The sequence below is a fragment of the Duganella sp. genome (assembly GCF_039595735.1).
GTDB lineage: Bacteria > Pseudomonadota > Gammaproteobacteria > Burkholderiales > Burkholderiaceae_D > Rugamonas.
The window spans coordinates 378,704-391,795 of the sequence record NZ_JBCNLB010000003.1; the positions used below are offsets into that span (position 1 = coordinate 378,704).

The window sequence follows — 13,092 nt, forward strand, 5'->3', positions numbered from 1 at the left end:
TTGACCGGCATGTCACCGCAGCGGTTCCAGCAGCACCGCCGCGCCGCCGGCCGTGCCCATGTGCAGCGACAGCACATCGCCGGGGCCGACTTCGCGCTCGCTGCGCCGCAGGGCGTTGGGCTGGTCGCCGTCTTCCCACAGCGTGGCGCGGTAGCGCCCGGCCGGCAGGAAACGCAGCGGCACCTGGATGGCGCCCGGCTGTTCGGCCGCCGTCATGGCGCCCAGATACCAGCTGCTGCCCTGGCGCCGCGCCAGCAGGATGTCGCGGCCCGGCTCGCCGGCCAGGAAGCGGGTTTCGTCCCAGGCCGTCGGCACGCGGCGGATGAAGTCAAAGCCGTCGGCGTCGCGGTAGGCGTCCGGATCATCGGACACCATCTGCAACGGGCTGTCGTACACCACGTACATGGCCAGCGCCTGGCCGCGCGTGCTCTGGGTGAGCGGCAGCACTGCGCGCACGCTGTAACTGGCCGGGGTGCCGTTGCGGAAGCCGCCCGGCGTATAGTCGATCGGCCCGGCCAGCATGCGCGTGTATGGCAGCGTCAGGTTGTGCTGCGGCGTCACGCGCTTGTCCAGCTTGTTCCATTCCGCGCCCAGCACGCCCTCTTGCGTGATGAAGTTGGGATAGCTGCGCTGCAGGCCGTCCGGCACATAGGCCGCGTGCAGGTCGAGCAGCATATGGCGTTTGGCGGTGGCCTCGGCCAGCTGGCGGTAGAACGCCACCATGTCCTGATCGTCGCGGTCCATGAAGTCGACCTTGACGCCCTTGATGCCCCAGGCCGCGTAGGTGTCCAGTACCTGGTCGACGCGCTGCGCCACATGTTCCCAGTGCGCCCACAGCAGCAGGCCGACGCCCTTGCTCGCGGCGTAGCGCACCAGCGCCGGCATGTCGACGCCGTCGGCGGCGCGGGTGATGTCCGTGCCCGGCAACGCCGCGCAGCAGCCGCCCGAGCCCCAGGCCCAGTTGGCATCGATCAGGTAGTACGGGAAGCCGGAGGCGGCGGCAAAATCAATGTAGCGGCGGTAATTGTCCATGGTCGGCTGCATGCCTTCCAGCGGGCCGGACCACCAGTCCCAGGCCGCCTTGCCGGGACGTACCCAGCTGAAGTCGCCCTGCGGCGGGCGGTTCAGGTTGCCGATCAGATGCGACGCGATCAGGTCGCCGTTGCGGTCGCCCAGCATCACCACCCGCCAGGCGGTGCTGAGGCCGGCCTGCGACACATACGCCGGCCCGGCGCGCTTGGGCACGGCTGACAGCCTGACCCGCAGCGCCTTGCCCTCGCGCCATAGCGAGGCGCCGGTGTAGCCGCCCAGGTCGGCCTGGGTGATGGCGTAGGTGGTGCGGCCGGAGGCGGTGCCGCACACCAGCGGCACATCGTAACCGACGCCTTCGCGCAACTGCGACCATTGCTGACGCGTGAACTCGGTTTCGTGCGCGCCATTGGCCACCGCGACCAGGCAGGAGGGATCGCCGGCCGGCACAAAGGCGGTGCGCTCGCCGCGCAGGCGTACCGGCCCGGCCTGCTCCATGCGGTAGCGGAAGGCGACGCCGTCATCGTAGGCGCGCACATCGATCAGCAGGCGGCGGCGGGCGGCGCCGCGTTCGCGGAAGGTCAGCGTGGCGCCCCGATAATGGTCGCGCGCGCTGGCGGCCTTGGTGGCGATCAGTGGAATCACCTGGTCCACCTTGCTGTCCTGGCGCCGTTCCATCACCAGCCCGGCCAGCGGCGGCGCATCCTCCAGGTCCAGTCCCAGCGGTGAATCTTGCAGCACCACCTCCCCTTGCCGCGCCACCGTGTAGCGGCTGGCATCGGCAGCGATGCGGATGGTGGTGCGGCCGTCAGGCGAAGTGAGCACGGCATCGGCGGCGGCTTGCGCCGTCGGGCTGCGGCCCGCCAGCATCAGCAGGCACAGCCCGGCAAGGGCGATGGGACGGCGTCGGCCGGCCAGGTGAGGGATGAGCAATCTGATCTCCTAATGGTTGTTATGGTTAACGCCAACCACATCCACCGCCGTGCCCGGCAGTTGGGTGGCCAGCGTCATGCGCCGCACCGGCCGTTCATGGCACGGCGCGCGTGCTGATGGCGCTGGCAGGTCCGTCCAGCTCCAGCGCGATGATGGTGTCGATGGCGTCGCGCTGCGCGGCGGGCAGGCCCAGCGTGACGCCCTGGCCGCTCTGCTGCAACTGCACCGTGCCGCCCGTCAGCGCGGTGGCGCGCAGCACCCTGGCCGGGATGGCCGGCAACACCAGCTGGCCCTGCGGCCATTTCAGCACGTGCACATAAATCGTCTTGCCGTGGTGGGTGGAGACGCCATACTCGCCCGGCAGGAACGGCCCGCCGCGGGTGGCGTAAATGCTGTTGCCGTATTTGCCCAGCCAGCCGCCGATCTCGCGCAGGCGCTGCGCCTGCACCGCATCGATGCGGCCATCCGGATCGGGGCCGACGTTGAGCAGCAGGTTGCCGTCGCGCCCCACCACATTGACCAGCAGGCGGATGTAGTGGTCGAGCGGGCGCGGCATCATGCCCGGCTGGTAGCCCCAGGCGCCGGCAATGGTGCTGCACAGTTCCCATGGCTTGCGGTTGTCGAACGCGCCCAGCGCGCCCTCGCCTTCGCGCGAATGGAAATCTTCCTGCATGTCGGCACGGCCGTTGATCAGGATGTCGGGCTGCTGGCGCCGCAGCATGTCATACACCTGCTGGTGCTGCCAGTTGAAGCCGCCTTTGTAGTGCTGGCCCCACGGACGCTTGATCAGGGTGGCGCCGGCATCCACCGCGGCCCAGTCGCCGCCAAAGCTGAGCCAGTCCGCTTCGCCGCCGTCAAACCACAGCACGTCAATCTTGCCGTAGTTCGACATCAGCGCCTTGACCTGGCGGTGATATTGCTCGCGCATGCTTTCCGCATTGGCGCGCTGCAGATCGGGGAAAAAGAAGCCGGGATAGCGCCAGTCCAGCGGCGAGTAATACAAGCCGACGCCAAGACCGGCCTGGCGCGCGGCCTTCACATACTCGCCCACGAAGTCGCGCTGCGCGGCGGTGTTGACGCTGGTGAAGGGATTGCCGCCGTCATCAAACATGGCAAAGCCGTCGTGATGGCGCGCGGTGAACACCATGTACTTCATGCCGGCCGATTTGGCCAGCTCGGCCCAGGCGTTGGCGTCAAACCCTTTCGGATTGAACTGCTGCGCCAGCTTGGCGTACTGATCGACCGGAATCTGCTCGTTCCACTGCACCCACTCGCCGCGTCCCGGAATCGCATACAGGCCCCAGTGCACAAACATGCCAAAGCGCGCCTCGCGCCACCAATCGACCCGTTCCCGGTCGGCGGCACCGGCCATTCCGGCCATCACCATGGCCAACGCCGCCAGCAGGCGGCGCGCATAAGGTGTGCAGGCAATTCTCAAGTCATCTCCCGGAGGCGGCAGTGCCGATTTGTTTGGCGATAAAGGTGGCGTGGCTCGGCATGGCGCCGGCCGCGCGCTGGATAGTGTCGCGCAGGCGCGCGAAATGCAGTTGCAGGGCTTGCACGTCCATCAGGTCAATCAACGGATCGCCGTCCTTCGGCGTCACGCCCAGCCCCATCAGGATGGAAACGTGGGACGAGACCGAGAAGCCCTGCGGGTCGTAAATCACCACCCGTCCGGTTTCACGGAACAGTTCGATCTGGTGCCGCAGCGTGTCCGGCACCGGCATGTTGGCGCAGTAGCGCCAGAACTCGCTGTCGTCGCGCTGGGTCACCTTGTAGTGCAGGATGACGAAGTCGCGCACGAATTCATAGCGCTGCGCCACCAGGCGGTTGAACTCTTCCGCCAGCGCCGGGCGGAATTCGCGGTCCGGGAAATACTGCAGCAGCCAGCCGACCGCGTTTTCGATCATATTGATGCTGGTCGATTCCAGCGGCTCCAGGAAGCCGCCCGACAGCCCGATCGCCACGCAGTTCTTGATCCATGATTGGCGCCGGCGGCCGGTGGTGAAGCGCAGCTGGCGCGGCTCGTCCAGCGCCCGTTCGTCCAGTCCCGACAGCAGTATGCGGGTGGCTTCGGTGTCGCTGATAAAGCTGTTGCAGTACACATGGCCGTTGCCGGTGCGGTGCTGCAGCGGGATGCGCCAGGTCCAGCCGGCGCTGCTGGCGGTCGAGGTGGTGTACGGCGTCAGCGGCTCGACCCGCGCGCACGGCACGGCCTGGGCGCTGTTACACGGCAGCATGGCGCTCCAGTCATCGTAGCCGGCCCGATACACGCCCTCGATCAGCAGCCCGCGGAAGCCGGAGCAATCGATGAACAGGTCGCCCTCGACGCGGCGGCCATCGGTCAGCCGCACCGCCGTGATGAAGCCGGTCTCGGGATGCTGATCGACACCGTCGATGGTGGCTTCGATGCGCTGCACGCCGCGCGCCACCGCGTATTCGCGCAGATAGGCGGCATACAGGCTGGCGTCGAAGTGGAAGGCATAGGAATAGCTGCTGGTGACCGTGCCCGGCTCGCCATAGGGCGGGATGAAGCGGTTGCTGCGCGCCATGGCGGTGGTCATCGACCAGTCCTCGTAGGTCGGCATGTCCGGGAACTGACGGGCCAGGCGCAACCAGTACATATAGGCCGGGCGGTTCTCGATGGCCGGGCCGAAATCGCCGAAGCCATGAAAGAAGCGGTTGCCGCGATGGCCCCAGTCCTTGAACTCGATGCCGAGCTTGAAGGTGGCCTGGGTGCGGCGCACGAAATCGGCGCCGTCCAACCCCAGTGCCAGGTTGTAGTAGCGGATCGAGGGCAGCGTGGCCTCGCCCACGCCGACCGTGCCGATGTCGGCCGACTCGATCAGCGTGACCTGGCACGACTTGCCCAGGCGTAGCGCCAGCGGCGCGGCGGTCATCCAGCCCGCCGTGCCGCCGCCCACAATGACAATCTTTTGAATAGCCTTGTCGGACATCTCAGGCCATCAGAAGCTGTACTGCGCCTGCAAGGTGTAGCTGCGGCCGGTGTAGAACGCGCCCTTTTCCTTGAAGCCGATGTTTTGCTGCATGTACTGCTTGAACAGGGCATTGGTCAGGTTGCGCGCCTCGAACGCCAGGTTCAGGTTTTCGGCAATCTTGTAGTGGATACCCATGTCGACCTGGCCGTAGGCGCCGCCCCACACCGGCAGCGCATAGTTGACCGACGATACCTGGCCGGTGGTGCCGCTGTTCGGATTGGCATCGACACCGTCGCTGCCGTTGGCACCGTAAGCGTTGGCCGCCTGCAGGTACTTGGAGCGCCAGCTGTAGGCCACGCGTGCCGACACCGGCCCGCGGTCATACAGCAGCGCCAGATTGAAGGCATTCTTCGACATGCCGGTCATCGGCAGGTTGGTGGCGTTCAGCACGCGGCCGTCGGTGTCGCAACCGCCGATGGTGGCCGCCAGCGACGAATCCAGATCCCCCTTCGGCGTGCACCAGATGCGGTTGAGCGGCTTGTACATGCTCTGGCGGCTGTCGATGTAGGTGTAGTTGCCCGAGACGCCGAAGCCGCTCATCCACCCCGGCAGCTTGTCGAAGTACTGCTGGTAGCCGATTTCCAGGCCGGTGGCGCGGCCCTTGGCGCCATTGACCGGGGAGGTGATCAGGAAGTCATGCGAGGCGCCGGTGGTGTCCTTCAGCGCGACCGAGGTGGTCTGGCCGATGATGATGTCCTTGATCTGCTTGTTGAACAGCGCCACCGTGAACGAACTGCTGCGGCCAAAGTAATACTCGCCGGTCAGGTCGAAGTTGTTGGACAGCGTGGGCTTGAGCAGCGGGTTGCCCTTGGCGCTGCCGGTGTAGTCGATCGAATCGAGCACCGGCTGGCCGCCAGGGTCCTGGTGGGTGTGGACGTTCTGGCTCAGCGTGGTGTAGGTCTGCATCTGCCAGAAGTCCGGGCGCGTCATGCCCTTGGACAGGGCGGCACGGAATTGCAGCTGCTCGCTGGTCTTCATGCGCAGGTTCAAACTTGGCAGCACATTGTTGTAGCTGTTGTCGAAGTCCTGGCGCTGCGATTGCGCCGGAATCACCGGCACCCCCACCACGGTCGAGGTCGGCGGCGAGAACAGCTGGTAGCCGCCGGCCGTCATGTCGGTGTGCACCACGCGCACGCCGACATTGCCGTCCACCGGATACTGCCATTTGTCGAAGCCGAAGCGCAGCTGGGCGTAGGCCGCCTTGGTGCGTTCATGCTGCTCATTCAGACCGGTGGCGTCGCCATACGGCGCCGGCGTCCACACTGCCTGCGAGCACGGGGTCTTGCACACCAGCTGGGTGTAGTTGTGCAGCATGGCGAAGTTGGTCGGCACGTTGGTGGTCAGCGCCATGTTCGGCACGATCACCGCCGGCACGCCGAACTGGCCGCCGAAGAAATTCGAGAAGCCCTGGGTGCCGGTATTACCGGTGAAGCGCGGGTCGCTCAGGTAAGCGAACTGGCTGAGCGGCTGCCACGAGCCGGGCGCATTGCTCACCGCCCATGGCTGGCTGATCTGGGTCCATTCGGTATCGTGGGTGGAGCGGGTCAGCGCTTCGCGCTCGGTGGCGCGCAGGCCGAAGCGCAGGTCGTTCAGCACCGGGTCATCAAAGGTGTACTTGGCGTCGATGCGGGCCGTCTTGAGGGTGCCGTCGGCCTTGTCGCGGTGCTCCTGGGTGAAGCCCCAGTAGTAGTTGGCCGGATTCAGCAGGGCCGCGCGGTCGCTGTCGTCAAACGAGACGGCGATTGGCGAGGCGCCCAGGTTGAGGGTCTCCTTCGGAATGAAGCCGCCCAGGCCGACGGTGTTGTCGTAGCCTTCGGTGGTGGCCTTGACCTGCTGCAAATCGGTGCGCAGAGTCCACTGGCTGGACGCGCGCCAGCTCAGGTTCCACGAAATGTCGCGGGTGTCGGCGGTGCGGCCGGTGGCGCGCGCGGCGGTGCCGACGTTGACGCCGCCCTCGCTCGGGTCGCGCAGCACGCCGGTCAGCAGCGCGCCCTGATCGTCAAAGGTGGCGCCCGGGTCCAGCGTGGTGACGCTGGCCTGGCCGCCCTGGAAGAAGGAATTCTCGGTCGTGTTGATCTTGTATTTGGAGCGGAAGTAGGTCAGCGACGACGACAGCGTGTCCTTCTTCCATTGCAGCGCGCCGTACAGGCCGTCGCGGTCGCGCGCAAAGTTATTGGTGGTGAAGCCCATGCCGCCCGGCGCCCAGCGCGTCTTGCCGCTGGTGTCGCCCACCACGATGTTGTTGCGCGGGATGTAGGGGCCGACCGAGATGCCGTCGCTGCGGGTGTTGATGCGCGAATGGGCGACGTCGATCAGCGCGCCAAACTGGCCCAGGCCGGTGTCCCAGCGGTCCGACAGCATGCCGGAGAACGACGGCGAGGTCTTGCCGCGCAAGTCCGAGCGCGCCGCCTCCACCGACAGGGCGCCCTTGCGGCCCTTGAAGTCGAACGGCAGCGCGGTGCGCAGGTTGACCAGGCCGCCGATGCCGCCCTCGACCTGCTCGGCCGACGGATTCTTGTAGACGTCGACGCCGGCCATCAGCTCGGGCGGCACATCCTCAAAGCTGAGCGAACGGCCGCCGTTGGCCGAGAACGAATCGCGGCCGTTCAGTTCCGAACGCACATAGCTCAGCCCGCGAATCGACACGCCGGTGCCCTCGGCGGCAAAGTGCTGGATGCCGTCGCCCACACCCTGCTGCGGATCGACCCGGTTCATGGTGCGGTCGATGGTGACGCCGACAATGCGCTGCAGCACCTCGGTCACCGATTTGTCGGGCAGCTTGCCGATGTCGTCGGCCACCACCGAGTCGACGATCTCGTCGGCGTTCTGTTTGATTTTCTGCGCGGATTCCAGCGCGGCGCGCTGGCCCACCACCGTCACTGTGGTGGGCTCGGACTGGGCAAACGCGATGCCGCTGGCCATCAAGGCCAACTGCGCCGCGCCCAGCGCGATGGCGGTCTTCTTAAGCTGTTTCACTTGATCGTCTCCGGTATTGTTATGGACTAGGTTCATTGATTGTAGGAACAGCAGCTGTCACTCACAATTATGAAAAACGTTAAAACAACAGACAAAATTCGCCAGCTACGGCCTCAGCCGCAGGCCAGCATGCGCTCGCCCAGGGCCCGCTCGCGGTAGGCGCGCGGGGTGCAGCCCAGCTCGCGCTTGAACACCAGATGCAGGTATTGAATCGAGGTGAAACCACTGCCCAGCGCCACCTCGGCAATGCTGCGTTCGCTTTCCAGTCCGGCCTTGGCGGCATCCAGCTTGTAACGCAGGATGACGTCGTGCACGCTGCAGCCGAGCTCGCGGCGGAAATAGGTTTCCAGCGACGAGCGCGACACGCCGACATACTCGGCCACCTGGTGGGTCTTGATGCCCTGGCAGGCGTACTGGCGGATGAAGTGGCGCGCCCGCATCACCTGCGGATGGCGGATCAGTTGATGCTGGCTGGAGGCGGCGGCCTGGATGCCGGCCGGCGGCACCAGCACGCGTGGGCTGTCCAGCGTCACGCCGTGCAGCATGCGGTCCAGCAGGCTGGCCGCGGTGCGCCCCATTTCCTGCGCGCCCTGGATCACCGAGCTGAGCGGAATGCGGGTCAGCATGCGCACCAGCGGATCGTTGTCGATGCCGATCAGCGCCACCTGCTCCGGCACCTCGATGCCGGCCAGCAGGCAGGCCTGCAGCAGCTGGCGCGCGCGCGCATCGTTGACGGCAATGATGCCGATCGGTTTGGGCAGGCTGCGCAGCCAGTCGACCTGGCCGCGCACCGCCTCATCCCATTCCTGCACGCTGGTTTCGCAGCCGCGGAAAATCTCGGCCGGCATGCCATCGCTGTCCATCAGGCAGCGGAAGGCTTTCTCGCGTTCCTGAGCCCAGCGGTTCTGCCCCGATTCAGGCAGGCTGAACATGGCGAAGCGGTGCAGGCCGGTGTCCACCAGGTGGGTGTAGGCCGCCTTGATCAGGGCGAAATTGTCGGTGGCCACATACGGCACCCCGGCCGGGTAGTCGCCGGGGGCGGCGTAGGAGCCGCCCACCGCCACCACCGGCACCTTGCAGCGCGCCAGCGCGGCCGCCACCGACGGATCATCCATGTCGGCAATGATGCCGTCGCCCTGCCAGTGTTCGATGCCGCCCAGGCGCAGGCGGAAATCCTCCTCCAGAAACAGTTCCCAGGTGGTGCGCCGGCTGGACAGGTAGGCGGCGATTCCCGAGATCACTTCGCGGTCAAATGTCTTGTTCGCGTTAAACAGCAGCGCGATCCGATGGGCTTTGCTGGTCTTCATGATGCATGTCTCCTCCTTTTTGTTTTAGCGCGGCAGGGGTTTGCCGTTGACGTCGTAGCTGGCCTCCTGCAGTCGTACCACTACGCTGGCGGCCGGGTCGGCGCCTGCGTCGGCAGCCAGCGTCAGGCGATAGTCGCCGGCTGCCACTTTCCAGCGCTTGCTGGCCGGGTCATACATGGCCAGCAAGCGCGGATCGATCGAGACCGAGGCCGTGGCGCTGGCGCCCGGCATCAGGTCCACCTTCTTGAAGCCGGCCAGGCGCTTGGGGGCTTCCCATTGCGCGCCCAGCGGCGCCACATACACTTGCGCCACTTCCTTGCCGCGCAGCTTGCCGCTGTTGCGCACCGTGAACGAGGCGCTCAGCGTGCCGTCGCGGACGCTGGCGCGCAGGTCGGACAGGGCAAAGCTGGTGTAGGACAGGCCATGGCCAAACGGGAACAGCGGCTTCATGCCTTTCAGGTCAAACCACTTGTAGCCGACCGCCGCGCCCTCGTGGTAATCGACATCGAAGCGGCGGTCTTCCACCTGCGGATAGCCATCCAGCACCGGACGCGGCAATTGCGCTTCCGACACCGGGAAGGTGGCCGGCAGGTGGCCGGACGGATTGACTTCGCCAAACAGCACGCTGGCAATGGCTTCGCCGCCGCTGCTGCCCGGATACCAGGCTTCCAGCACGGCCGGCACCTGGGCCAGCCACGGCATGCTGACCGGGCCGCCGGTTTGCAGCACCACCACCGTGCGCGGATTGGCGGCCGCCACCGCCGCGATCAGCGCGTCCTGCTGCTGCGGCAGCTTCAGGTCAGGCATGTCAAACGCTTCACCGGTCCACTGGGTGGCAAACACCAGCACCACGTCGCTGTCGCGCGCCAGGCGGGCAGCGGCGGCGGCATCGGCGCCGTCGGCAAAGCGCACCTGCGCCTGCGGCAGGCGCTGCTGAATGGCCTTCAGCGGCGACGAGGGGTAATACATCACCGGTCCCGGCCAGGTCTTCGGTTCCAGTCCCGGTACCGCGTTGCCGCCTTCCGGATACACCAGCGAGGAGCCGCCGCCGGCCAGCACGCCGCGGTCGGCATAGCCGCCGATCACCGCCACGCGCTTGACGCTGCGCGCCAGCGGCAGCACGCCGTTCTGGTTTTTCAGCAGCACCATGCCATCCTGGGCGTCACGCAGCGATACCGCCGCGTTGGCCTTGGTGTCGATCGCCGGCGCCGCCGACTCTTCCATCAGGCCGTGCGCGAACATCGCATACAGCACGCGGCGCGCCATGTCGTCCAGGCGCGACTGCGGCACCCAGCCGTTGAGCACGGCTTCCTTGAGCGGCGGACCGAAATAATCGGCCAGGTCGAACGGCATGCCGGATTGCTGATCGAGACCGGCGTTGGCGGCCGGGATGGTGCTGTGGGTGGCGCCCCAGTCCGACATCACCCAGCCCTTGAAGCCCCAGTCCTGCTTCAGCACCTCGGTCAGAAGGTAAGCGTTTTCGCAGGCATACACGCCGTTCAGGCGGTTGTACGAACACATCACGGAACCGGGCTGGCCCTGCTCGTTGGCGATCTGCAGCGCCAGCAGATCGGACATGCGCGAAGCCGCCTCGTCGATCTTCACATTCAGGGTGGTGCGGCCGGTTTCCTGATCGTTCAGGGCGAAATGCTTGAGGGTGGAAACCACGCGGTTGGACTGGATGCCGCGGATCTGGGCGCCGACGATTTGGCCGGCCAGCAGCGGATCCTCGCCGGCATATTCAAAGTTGCGGCCGTTGCGCGGCTCGCGCATCAGGTTGACGCCACCGGCCAGCATGACGTTGAAGCCACGCGCACGCGCCTCGGCGCCGATCATGGCGCCGCCGGCGTAGGCGCCATCCAGGTCCCAGCTGGCCGCAGTGGCCAGGCCGGACGGCAGCGCCGTGCCCGAGCGGGCGTTCGGGCCGGCCTGGCTGGCAACGCCAAGGCCGGCGTCGGTGAGCCGCAGGTGCGGAATGCCCAGGCGCGGCACGCCGTAGACGAAACCGGCCGACTGGGTGTGCGATTCGGGCGGCCGGGTATATTTTTTGGACGCCATGTCGGCGCCAAGATAACCAAACACCAGCTTGAGCTTCTCGTCCTGGGTCATGGCGGCCAGCGCCAGGTCGGCACGCTGGTCGGCGCTCAGCCGGGTATCACTCCAGGGGTGGGCCGTCTCCGCGGCCGACAGGGTGGTGCAGCACATGGCCACGATGGCCGGCCACATCCGTATTGTAGTTTTAAAACGCATGCGTCTCCTCGGTTAGCAACAAGATCAACTATCCGGAGGATAGTGAGAACCTGTCGCGCCAAGGTAACGCTGAGAGTGAAATTGCTACTAAAAACCCGTTTGTTTTATTTTTCCGGACATTAGTGTTAGCCGTAAGCCTCCCCTTCTTTGACGCCGTCGGCAGCATCGCCGCCGCGCTTGCAGGCGTCGCGGAAGGCCTTCGGGGTGTAGCCGTATTCTTCCTTGAACAATTTATTAAAGTAGGAGACATTGCCATAACCGACCGAGTAAGCGATCTCGGCCACGGCAGCGGTATCCTTTTCAGCCAGCAGGCGGGCCGCCTCGGTCAGGCGCAACTTGTTCACATAACCGCTGAAGGTGTAGCCCAGTTCGGCTTTCAGCAGCTCGCCGATCTTGGTCCGGTTGACCCCGGTCTGTTCGACCACGGTATCGAGCTCCAGGCCGGGATCGGCGTATTTACTGCCGATAAACTGCAGGATGGCGGTTTTTTCCTTGTCGCGGTGCGGCTCCAGCGACAATTGCTGATACGCGACAAACGGCAAGTCTTTTTGCAGCCGCTCGCGCACATCCTCGGTCAACACGCGGGTATGACGCAGGAAAAACCACAGACCGAAGCCACCCCAGGCCAGGCACAGCGTCACCACCAGCAAGCCCAGATAGCGGTAGTCGCGCCCTTCCAGTTCCAGCTCGGTGATCTCGACTGTCGACGGCGTGCCGCGCGGACTCTGGAAGGTGGTGCCGATGCTCAGCTTGGCCACCTTATCAAGTTTATATGCCTGGCGCGACAGGTCGAGGTTGACCAGGTAGAACCACCAGTGCGGGGTCTCCAGCCGGGTCAGATCGATCTCCACCTTGGAGCTGCTCTTGTTGCAGGAAAAATACGCCAGCCCCGGGCGGTAATTGAGGTATTCCTGCCCCTTGATGACGCGCTCGAAGTTCATGGCGCTGAACGTCAGGGTGTTGGCCGGCGCACAGCGGACCCGCAGCGACAGCGCGCTGTAGCGCGACAGATCAACCTGCACCGGCACGCCCTTGCGGTCGCGGAACACCAATTCAGCCGCCACAAACGGTTGTTCGGCGGTGTCGAAAATACTGAACTCATACTTCAGCTGCTGCGGATCGTCCTGGATGCGCAAGGTGGCCGGCCCGCCCGGCCGGGCTTCCCAGCTTGGCGCGGGCTGCCATGAGAGCGGGCTGTCCCGGATGGGCAACATCGGCAAATGCAGATAACTTTGCGCCAGGCAGAAGTAACTGAAAAGCAGACTGGCGACCAACAACAACAAACACGCAATCAGCGCTTTTTTATAAAATGCATACATGCGGGCGATTCTACGCGCACGCAGCAGTCAAGACAATGCATGAAACCAACAGAACGCTGCTTGCCAATCGTACAAAAAAAACAGGCGGCCGGAGCCGCCTTAACCACCGCAAGACGGCAGCATTGCGAACAATGGAGAGTCGGCATGCTTCACTGGAAGCGGCCCGTTTCGCCGCACCCAGCAACGCTATTGTGAAAGCCGCGGCGGCGCCCGGCAATTCTTAAAATTGCCAAATCCGTGCATGAAAATGCACAAGCGCCGATGCCGGGGGTGGAATGG

Annotated in this window: 7 protein-coding genes; all 7 read right to left on the minus strand. The window is 65.6% G+C overall.

The window, feature by feature from the left end; translation table 11 throughout:
• Nucleotides 1–12 precede the first annotated feature (12 nt).
• On the minus strand, nucleotides 13–1,962 hold the full coding sequence (locus tag ABDW57_RS09130; protein WP_343729892.1) for a glycoside hydrolase family 97 protein: 1,950 nt from the start codon (nucleotides 1,960–1,962) through the stop codon (nucleotides 13–15).
• 94 nt (nucleotides 1,963–2,056) lie between these two features.
• A complete protein-coding gene (locus ABDW57_RS09135) occupies nucleotides 2,057–3,400 on the minus strand; it encodes an alpha-L-fucosidase (protein WP_343729893.1) in 1,344 nt (447 codons plus the stop codon).
• 1 nt (nucleotide 3,401) lies between these two features.
• On the minus strand, nucleotides 3,402–4,919 hold the full coding sequence (locus ABDW57_RS09140; protein WP_343729894.1) for a tryptophan halogenase family protein: 1,518 nt from the start codon (nucleotides 4,917–4,919) through the stop codon (nucleotides 3,402–3,404).
• A gap of 9 nt (nucleotides 4,920–4,928) precedes the next feature.
• Nucleotides 4,929–7,937 carry a TonB-dependent receptor gene (locus ABDW57_RS09145; RefSeq protein WP_343729895.1) on the minus strand — a complete coding sequence of 1,003 codons (3,009 nt, stop codon included), beginning with the start codon at nucleotides 7,935–7,937 and terminating at the stop codon, nucleotides 4,929–4,931.
• Nucleotides 7,938–8,050: 113 nt separating this feature from the next.
• Nucleotides 8,051–9,244 carry a DNA-binding transcriptional regulator gene (locus ABDW57_RS09150; protein WP_343729896.1) on the minus strand — a complete coding sequence of 398 codons (1,194 nt, stop codon included), beginning with the start codon at nucleotides 9,242–9,244 and terminating at the stop codon, nucleotides 8,051–8,053.
• 24 nt (nucleotides 9,245–9,268) lie between these two features.
• The gene (locus tag ABDW57_RS09155; protein WP_343729897.1) at nucleotides 9,269–11,494 is read right to left on the minus strand and encodes a glycoside hydrolase family 3 C-terminal domain-containing protein; all 2,226 of its coding nucleotides are present in this window, start codon (nucleotides 11,492–11,494) and stop codon (nucleotides 9,269–9,271) included.
• A gap of 125 nt (nucleotides 11,495–11,619) precedes the next feature.
• Nucleotides 11,620–12,708, minus strand: a complete 1,089-nt coding sequence (locus ABDW57_RS09160; protein WP_343729898.1) for a helix-turn-helix transcriptional regulator — start codon at nucleotides 12,706–12,708, stop codon at nucleotides 11,620–11,622.
• Nucleotides 12,709–13,092 lie beyond the last annotated feature (384 nt).

Bases quoted from the DNA above. Each gene is read 5' to 3' on its own strand.
- ABDW57_RS09140 (WP_343729894.1), bottom strand. From the start codon at position 4,919: ATGTCCGACAAGGCTATTCAAAAGATTGTCATTGTGGGCGGCGGCACG.
- ABDW57_RS09150 (WP_343729896.1), bottom strand. From the start codon at position 9,244: ATGAAGACCAGCAAAGCCCATCGGATCGCGCTGCTGTTTAACGCGAAC.
- ABDW57_RS09155 (WP_343729897.1), bottom strand. From the start codon at position 11,494: ATGCGTTTTAAAACTACAATACGGATGTGGCCGGCCATCGTGGCCATG.
- ABDW57_RS09160 (WP_343729898.1), bottom strand. From the start codon at position 12,708: ATGTTGCCCATCCGGGACAGCCCGCTCTCATGGCAGCCCGCGCCAAGC.